5 protein-coding genes and 2 pseudogenes are annotated in these 6,912 nt (G+C 44.3%); 2 read left to right on the top strand and 5 right to left on the bottom strand.

What is annotated here, in order from left to right:
* Position 1 precedes the first annotated feature (1 nt).
* The 3 genes from ACT3SX_RS12890 to ACT3SX_RS12880 all read right to left on the bottom strand — a co-directional run bounded on the left by ACT3SX_RS12890 (position 2) and on the right by ACT3SX_RS12880 (position 3,562).
* Complete coding sequence (locus tag ACT3SX_RS12890) at positions 2-358, bottom strand: DUF7673 family protein (protein WP_192992327.1); 357 nt, start codon at positions 356-358, stop codon at positions 2-4.
* A 19-nt stretch (positions 359-377) separates the two neighbouring features.
* A complete protein-coding gene (locus tag ACT3SX_RS12885) occupies positions 378-3,125 on the bottom strand; it encodes a toprim domain-containing protein (RefSeq protein WP_192992328.1) in 2,748 nt (915 codons plus the stop codon).
* Between the two features lie 236 nt (positions 3,126-3,361).
* A complete protein-coding gene (locus ACT3SX_RS12880; protein ID WP_087041097.1) occupies positions 3,362-3,562 on the bottom strand; it encodes a hypothetical protein in 201 nt (66 codons plus the stop codon).
* A gap of 131 nt (positions 3,563-3,693) precedes the next feature.
* Here ACT3SX_RS12880 and ACT3SX_RS12875 point away from each other — a divergent pair, with 131 nt between their 5' ends.
* A complete protein-coding gene (locus tag ACT3SX_RS12875; protein WP_087041098.1) occupies positions 3,694-4,134 on the top strand; it encodes a helix-turn-helix domain-containing protein in 441 nt (146 codons plus the stop codon).
* A gap of 223 nt (positions 4,135-4,357) precedes the next feature.
* Complete coding sequence (locus ACT3SX_RS12870) at positions 4,358-4,627, top strand: hypothetical protein (protein ID WP_444518744.1); 270 nt, start codon at positions 4,358-4,360, stop codon at positions 4,625-4,627.
* Positions 4,628-4,641: 14 nt separating this feature from the next.
* Here the strand turns inward: ACT3SX_RS12870 and ACT3SX_RS12865 are convergent.
* Positions 4,642-5,289 (bottom strand): annotated as a pseudogene (locus ACT3SX_RS12865) (IS5 family transposase); the annotation flags it as partial.
* Positions 5,290-5,336: 47 nt separating this feature from the next.
* A pseudogene (locus tag ACT3SX_RS12860) lies at positions 5,337-6,613 on the bottom strand (IS256 family transposase).
* Positions 6,614-6,912 lie beyond the last annotated feature (299 nt).

The raw sequence follows: 6,912 nt of genomic DNA, 5'->3' as shown, positions 1-6,912 counted from the left end.
GTTATTTTCCTTTATCCGATTCGGAGCGACTGGCTTTAAGGCTTGCAAATATTTCATCGCCATTGATAAACCAGTTATGAATCTCAAACGGTGGATTCGGTCTGCAATCGATATTCATTATCGTGATGCAAGCCGCATATAATCCGCCATCTAGATTGCGTAAGCCGTTCATATTGAATGGGTAAGCGTGACCGTTATATAACGACAATAGAAAATCACGACAGACACGACTGCCACCGCAATCATCCAATGCCATTTTTAATACCTTGGTAAGCGCTTCTTTATGCTGTTTGCTTTTAGCAGCTCGCTCACGCGCATACTCTTCTTCAGTCTGTAGTCCTGCTAGTAATAGATTCATGGTTTGGGTTCCTTTTTGATCAAGTGAGGCTTAGGTTTTTAGGCATTTCAAACACCCAGCAGCGCATTGAGCGTCCTGCTATTTTTGATGCCACGACCTTGTTTGCGGCGACAAACTTAAATTGTCGTGACTGGCGTAGCGCGTTGTGCATATCCGCTTGCGGCGGTAGGTCATAACGGTATTCGTTTGCTAGCTGATATATCTCTGGCATACTGATTGCCAACAAATTGGGGTCTTTGCTGTGGTTGATATGCAAGCGGCGAATATGATGACCAGCACCTTCGATTGCGTTGGGCGCTGCATTCAAGCGTTCGAGTACATCAAAGAACTGGATATTGAGCGGATGCTCGGTGTCAAGCGTCTGATCGCGCTCGGTTGCCATATTGAATACTTCCTGCTTTACGGCCCCGTCCAAGCGTTGCAAATCTGGCAATACCAGTTTCATCGCATCAAACATGGCGAGTATCTGCGCGTGGCAATGAGCAACACGAAAAGCTTTGACACCGCTGTCTTTTAACCAGTTCTCATGCGCTATTTTGGTATCAAAAAATACCTGCAGTATCTTGTCTTCCATCTTGAGAATATCGACTAAAAAATGACTGACATCTTCGGTCTGTAGTGCCTCAATGCGTCTGGCTGCTGCTTCAGAATCTCGGGTCTGGTTGTCCAATGCAAAGAATAGGTGGCAGATACGGCTTAGCACTGCCTTGGACGCCACCACGGGCAAATTCTGACTGATGACGATAGTGCCACGAAACGGTGGCTCGTAGACTTCGTTGCCGGCTGATTTGACGCCGCGTGTGCCAATCGTGCCGCCGTCATATAGGTTTTTTAGTTCGTCCCAATTGAACTGACTATTGCGACCAGTGCCGGCACCATCACGGTCAGACTCAATAAAGACACTAGGCATATTTGAGGTTTGTGATAATGAGCGCAGACGACCGGCTTTGGTGGTTTTGTTAGGATCGATACCCTCGTAGCCGTCACGACCTATCAAGCGCCAAAAAAAGCTAAGTAGAGTGGATTTACCAGTACCAGGCTCACCTACGATTTCTAAAAAAGGAAAGGACTTTTGACGGTCACGTACTTGCTGGGCAAATAAGCTGCCCATGAAGCCGACCAGACTAATGACGCCTTGCACACCCCAGCCAGATATGATGTCCGCTAACCAGTTGGCTGGATCTTTGGGGCGGTCACCGATTCTGATATTTGGACTGGCAGCGAGTGTCTTTAGGCTTTTATTATTTGGCAGGTCAAAATAATCATCAGCATTGAGCGGGTAGCTCTGACCATGACGAATAGCGATATCGTTAAAAATGTAAGTCTGATGGTCTTTGCTGTAACCGATAAAGTCGATGGTTTCTACTGTCTTGATGCCGTTAATCATGCGTCCCAACATGACATCTAACTGCTTTGAATTGCCTTGATAGATGACGCCAGGCGCGACTGATAATAGGCGCTTTTTAAATTCACCAGCGGCCGACAGTTGGCTACCGGTAAAGGTATTTTTAGTGTCGCCTTGTGGTGTGCGAATACGAAAAAAATACCACGACTCATCAGTGACAAGGTTTTGCTGATAATAGAGTGCTTGTGGCTGACAGTTCATGATTTGGGTGACAGTCATGCAAGACTGCATTAGATCGTCATGCCATAGCTGTACGGCTTCTTTTAATTCTTCTTCAGTATTGAATAGATCCTCTGTCGGTTCGCTGTCCGCATCCATTTGCTTGGCTTTATCAAAGCTCTCGCTGTCTACTTTTACCCAGTAGGTGCAACTGTTGAAAAACATATAAAAGCTAGTGGTGCCATACTGGTTGTACGTCAGTAGCGCCTTGTCCTTTGCTGTCTCAGCAATAAGCAGCTCACCATAAAAGCGGTAGCGTTCAAGGTCTGACTTGGTGAGTTTTCCTGCTTTGTGTAGGTCGTTCCAGTCTGCACCGTCGCTGTACTCACTTGACTGTGCGGCGGTGACATCCCAGCCGTTTTGGCGTGCGGTGGCCACCAGTTTGTCAGTGGCTTTGCGTCCAGCATGGTCGCTATCGAGTGCTATGATAAGCTTGGGCAGTGGCTTACCAAGCTCTGCCATTCGTGCTTTTATTTGCGCTAAGGTGTGCGCTGGGAAGTTACCGGCGGTGATGTTGCTAATGGCATGTAAGCCGTTCTCAGTCAGTGCCATGGCGTCAAAGATGCCTTCAGTAATCCATAGCTCTTTCACATATGGCCAGATGCCATGCTGTAGGTGCAGCTTTGGCGGTAGCCAAGCATGACCTTTAAATTTAAAGCCTGTTTGTACACGGGCCTTTTTTATATTTGCGGCGGGTTCTATCAGCCGTTCCCAATACCCTAGAGTTTGCCCTTCGCTTGTGATGTTGAAACGGACACTAGGACAAGTAAAATCAGAATAGAAGTCTTTGAATACTTCTTGGGTATAGCTGCCTTGCCATTTGACAATAGCAAAGCCACGTCCCGACTGAAGATAAGCGTCAGCCGTGGCATTTGGGTTGCTGGGTGTTGGTGGGTTTTTCTTCGTCCAATTGGCGAATATGTCTGGGTAAATATCGCGAGTAGATGCTTGGTAATTGCATTTATTAGCGCGGCCACACTGGATCGTCCACGGCGCATCAGCACCGGTGAATAACTCCTTTTTGCCGCATGACGGGCAGCGGCCATAACGCAAAAACTGACGGTCGCTGGAGAATTTGAGACCATAATCTTGTACGAGGCGAGTGATTAGCTCGCTACGGGTATCATCTTGCATGGTTTGCATAATAGTGCTCGTTTGGTTTGGTAAGTGGTTTGGTTTATGCCTACGATGGATTGACTGTTTTCATGTCTAGTAGTGATGAAACTACTGATCTGATAAGCGCTGATCTAAAGGGGTCGGGTGAATACGAATATTGTTGGATATGGCTGATAATTTCTGAAGTACTGACCGGTACTTCCCTCATCGCCCAAAAATGACACTGTCATCTCGACTGTGTTTGCGATGGCAGTGTCAATATATTAGGTTGGTTGCTTTGACTGCTCTAATTGCAGACCAGCTTGGTAGCGCCGTAATGCGATAAATCCCATAGAACGAATCTCAGTAGCTGCAGTTTTTTTAAGTTCAGCGTGTTGTTCTGGCAGAAGTCGAATAGGTATGGCTTTACGATTGGATTTATGTAACTGTCCTTTGTTCGTAGCTTGTAATGTGCTCACTTTCATTTTGGTGGTATCCTATTATGATAGAATATATTATTCTAAAACGTTTCACTCAATTGAGTGTATAATAATACTAACATTTGAGTGTATGTCAATATTTTGTTTACATGAGAGTGTATTTTTGAGGGGGTTAGATGAATCCTGAAGATATGGGTAAGCGATTGGAATTAGAACGTGAGCGTCTAAATTTGAAAGCAGTTGATGTCTACAACCAGTTAGGCGTTCATCAAAATACCTATAAAAATTATGAAACAGGCAAGCGAGATATGCCATCATCATTAGTCGTTAAGCTCTGGAATATAGGGTTTGATGTGATGTATATACTTTTGGGTATAAGATTGGAAACACTAGCGAGTGATGCCATAGTTAATGATATCGATACACCAACACGCTATGCTCGACGTTTGATCTACTTACCTGAAATTATGGATATACACAACCCTTCTGATGCTTTACTAGTAGCTATGTACCATGCTGAAGAAGCATTCATCCAAGCTGGTGCGGAGGTAAATAATGATTATGACTACAAAACATTAGCTAATATCGGGGTAGGATTAATCAATAGGGTCAAATGAGCGTATTCAGAGACAGTTTGATGTTATATTTCAATACGTATTCATTTCAGACATATGAAGAGGTAGCTTTGATAATATTTTGATTATCATCAGTGCATATTTATTTGCTAATGATTTTCTTATGTAGCAGAAACGATTTATCATACATGGGTTTGTGTTGATAAAAACGTAACACAGTGCTATTGTTTCAACTATAAGAGTCGGCTTAAAGTGAGGAATAGTGATGAGTAAGTTAAAAGGTTTTATAGATACGTCCTGCGCTTTTATTGAGTACGGCGTGAGAGGTTGGCTCACATATAGTTTCATAGTTATTACTATGTCTACTTTATATTTTCTAGGTATGATTTCAGAGAGTACTTTTGCCCTTGTGTCTCTCATAGGATTGGGGCTGTTAACCGCGCTATGGTCACGTGATCAAGCTCAGGGATACGTACCGGCATGGTGGTTGAAACTTGGACGAGGGAAAATAGGTATCAAAGCTAAGTTAATCTAGGGCGTGTTGAACATTCATAATTTGAGCCAGATATAAGCACAAGCAAGAGCGACCGTATTTTCATAACTCTGCTTGAGCTTATCAAATCTGGTGGCAACCGCCCTATACTGTTTTAGCTTAGCGAAAGCGTTTTCTACTAGATGTCTGGCTTTATATAAGTCCCAGTCCATATGGTCGTTAGAAGACTGAGTGTTTCGTTTTCGAGGGATGTTATTATGCGTCCCTGCTTGTTCAATATGGGCTCGTAGTGCATCAGAATCATAGCCTTTATCGGCACATAAAACCTCTGTATCGCTCAAATTAACCTTATCTATTAAATCAGGTGCGACTTTGACATCGTGGGTTGTGCCATCTGATAAAAGAAAGGTAATCGGATTGCCATGAGCATCAACTGCTAAGTGAATCTTGGTCGCGCGGCCTGCCACACTTTTGCTAATGGATTGTAGGTTCTCATTGCCACTACTGCTGTGCTGATGCGCTTTAATATGAGTGCCATCGATAAAGACCCACTCAAGGTCTGCGTCTTTGATCAGTAACGTAAATAATGCCATTAGCTTATTACTGCGAAACCAGCGCTGGTAAGCTTTATAGATGGTATTAGACTTGCCAAAATACTCGGGTAAGTCGCGCCAAGGACAGCCAGCACGCATGCGATAAAGCACGCCCTAACCGTTCGCTATTTTTTTTGCCATTAATTTGTCGCCAATGTTCAACACGCCCTAATACGATCATCAAACATAATCATAAAGCGATTCAAAGCAGACGTCCAGTGTTGACTCGGCATCGACCACTTTTTGGATGCCTGCTGGGTGGCTAAATACACCACTTTAAACGCCGCTTGATCAGAGGGGAATACTTTACGCTTATTCACCGCTGTCCGAATCACACTGTTTAAAGGCTCTATCGCATTGGTGGTATAAATCACTTTTCTGATGTCTTTAGGGTAGCCAAAGAACACCGTTAAGCCCTCCCAGTTATTACGCCAAGAGGTAACCACATGCGGGTACTTATCACCCCATGTTGCGTTGAAGGATTCAAGATTGGCCTCTGCTATCTCAAGCGTATCAGCGCCGTAGATAACCTTTAAATCAGCCGCTACGGCTTTCTTATCAGTCCACGGTACGAACTTCATTGAATAGCGTACCATATGCACGATACACAGCTGAACCTGAGCGTTGGGGTAGACGGTGTTGAGGGCATCAGGGAAGCCTTTTAAGCCGTCAACACAGGCAATGAGAATATCTTGTACCCCGCGGTTTTGTAGTTCAGTGAGAATACCCAGTCAGAACTTAGCGCCTTCATGCTCTGAGAGCCACATACCAAGCAGCTCTTTTCTGCCATCAAGTCCCACGCCTAGTGCCAGATAGATAGCCTTGTTGATGATCTGCTTGTCTTGACGTATCTTCACGACGATGCAGTCCAAATAGACGATAGGATAGACACTGCTCAGCGGACGGTTCTGCCAAGCGGTGATGTCCTCTAATATGTTGTCAGTGACTTTTGAAACTAAGCTACTGGAGATATCGACATCGTAGAGCTCTTTAATGCTCTCTACAATCTCGGTGGTGGTTTGACCCTTGGCGTATGAGCGAGGATAAGCAAGTGTGTGGGGCACACTTGCCCGAAGCGCAAGACGGAAGGCTATGCCTGTAGTGACGATATGATTTTATCATCGAGACCTGAGATACGGGTTTGATGCTTACTGACCAGCACAGGCTCAAAGCTGCTATTGCGGTCTCTTGGAGCGGATATCTCAAGATCGCCTGTGTCACTGCGGACGGTCTTTTTAGTATGCCCATTGCGTTTATTTGGCTTATCTGCCTTTTCATGCTTAGGATAGCCGAGATGGTCTTCCATCTCAGCTTCAAGGGCAGTGTCGATAAAGGATTGCATGAGCTGCTTCTGGAGGTCTTTGATGTCATCGAAGCTTTTCATGCTACCAGCCATTTGTTCAGCTAGTTTCTTAATGCCAGATTGAGTTGTCATTGCTTATTCTCCGGTTAGTGGATTATAAGCAGTTACACAAAGTTTGGGAAACTCTCTGAACGTAGAATGCTTTTGCTGTTTTCTCAGTATCCGTTAATCTATATATTTTACCTTTCTCTATTATTTTCTTTAAGTGTACCTTAGCGTCTATTAAATTATGTTCTGTAAGGTCTTCGAACGAAAGGTTTAGTGCTTCTAGTTTTTTGTAAAAGTGAACTGTACCGGGTTTGTCTGAGACCTTTTTATTTAAATTAAGCCACTTGACCTAACAGGTTAAGCTTATCATAGTACATTGCTTT

Source organism: Psychrobacter sp. AOP31-B2-9, from assembly GCF_052378005.1.
In the GTDB taxonomy this organism is placed as follows: domain Bacteria; phylum Pseudomonadota; class Gammaproteobacteria; order Pseudomonadales; family Moraxellaceae; genus Psychrobacter.
The sequence above is the reverse complement of the archived record's forward strand: the minus strand, read 5'-3'. Positions and strand labels throughout refer to the sequence as shown.